At 31.6% G+C, this 1,584-nt stretch carries 2 protein-coding genes; both read left to right on the forward strand.

Going from position 1 to position 1,584, the window contains the following annotated elements; translation table 11 throughout:
- The first annotated feature begins 252 nt into the window (after positions 1-252).
- Positions 253-960 (forward strand): hypothetical protein, encoded by a 708-nt coding sequence (locus NAT51_RS19585; protein ID WP_250601804.1) that lies wholly within the window; start codon positions 253-255, stop codon positions 958-960.
- Positions 961-976: 16 nt separating this feature from the next.
- Positions 977-1,318 (forward strand): hypothetical protein, encoded by a 342-nt coding sequence (locus tag NAT51_RS19590; protein ID WP_250601805.1) that lies wholly within the window; start codon positions 977-979, stop codon positions 1,316-1,318.
- The last annotated feature ends 266 nt before the right edge of the window (positions 1,319-1,584 follow it).

A 1,584-nucleotide genomic window follows, 5' to 3' on the forward strand; every position in this document is an offset into this window, starting at 1 on the left:
ATAATATAAGATGCAAACTTATAAGTAGAGTATTTGCTGTTATAAACAGAGAAACACCATATATTAACACCTATAAATTTGCATCATAATTTTAATGCTATTTACTTGTTTTTTATCATAGAATGCGCAGCGGGAGAAACACCATATATTAACACCTATAAATTTGCATCATAATTTTAATGCTATTTACTTGTTTTTTATCATAGAATGCGCAGCGGGGGGTCTCCTTATAATTATTGTTATAATAACCCATTGCGTTTTGTTGACCCTGACGGGATGCAGGCGGATGACTTAATTTTTAGATCTATTGGTGGTACATCGAAAGAAGCAAACTCTGAATCTGCTTTTAGTAAAGTCGAATCGGTCATCAATAATGGATTAGGAGGAGATTTCGCTAAAATAGGAAATGATGGCAAGTTGACTCTTAACGTTAATAGGGATGATTTGAAAACTGAAGAACAAAAAGGTTTTTATGATATATTAGATACAGCTATGCAAGCTGAAAAAGATGTGAAAGTTGATGTTTTGGAAAGTGATAATTTTGTGATGGGTGGGATGATGGATAAAAATCATCCAGATAGTCCAGGAATAATTGATATTGACGATATAATGAATGTGGGAAGTTCAGGTGAATTAGATAATTCAACTGTCTCTTTTTCGCACGAGATTTATGAAACATATGAAAAACAGGTGCATAACAATACAGCATACAAGAATGCTGAGGGGACAGGTGCACATCAAATTGCAGACAGAGAAATGTCAAGAACAAATGGTGGATGGATTGGTGGTAATGCAGTTACAACAAACGGTACACAACGGGAGGTTTCATATCGACTTCCAGGAGGAGGAAGGAAGACCGGAACTGTTAAATCAGGGACAATAACTAAAGAGTTTAAAAAAGGATCACGAACAAGATATTTTACTTATCGAGTTGTAGATGGAAATATTGTTAAACGATAATAATAAAAAATATAAAATGAAGCATTTTTTTTTCTTGTTGGGTTTTGTTTTAATTTCCTGTAAGTCAGTAAAAGAAAATAGAACAATATCAAATCAAATTTTCTCCTATCATATCGGAGTAATTGAAAATTATGTCAATATTGGATATACTGATAATACTACTTGTTTAGATAATTCAATTGTTTTTTTAGAGAGTATAACAAAGATACAATGTGATTCTCAAGATCAACGTGTAATACTTTACACTCCTTCAAAAAGAAATTTAAAGAGTTGGAAAAATTGGTATAAAAGCAACAAAAGTAAATTGTATTGGGATGAGAATGACAGAACAGTAAAGGTTGGTAATGTATCAAATTAGGGGTAATGTAACTATGATGCCAACGGGAACATGAAACCCGATAGCGCATTCTATGATAAAAAACAACTTTAATTAAAAAATTAAGATGCAAATTTATAGATATCTACAAACGGAGTGGTAATGTATCAGATGTGTTGGTAACCTATTTTTAGCTAATAACTATTTTGAAAATCAAACATTTATAACTTTATAATTGAGAATTTAAAAGCAACCTTCGGGTTGCTTTTTTAGTATTTAATCCTTTAAATCGAAGAAAATGGCTTCAG

The organism is Flavobacterium amniphilum, from assembly GCF_023634845.1.
In the GTDB taxonomy this organism is placed as follows: Bacteria; Bacteroidota; Bacteroidia; order Flavobacteriales; family Flavobacteriaceae; genus Flavobacterium; species Flavobacterium amniphilum.

What these genes read in the sequence shown, in the direction of transcription:
- NAT51_RS19590 (WP_250601805.1), top strand. Translation starts at nt 977, where the DNA reads ATGAAGCATTTTTTTTTCTTGTTGGGTTTTGTTTTAATTTCCTGTAAG.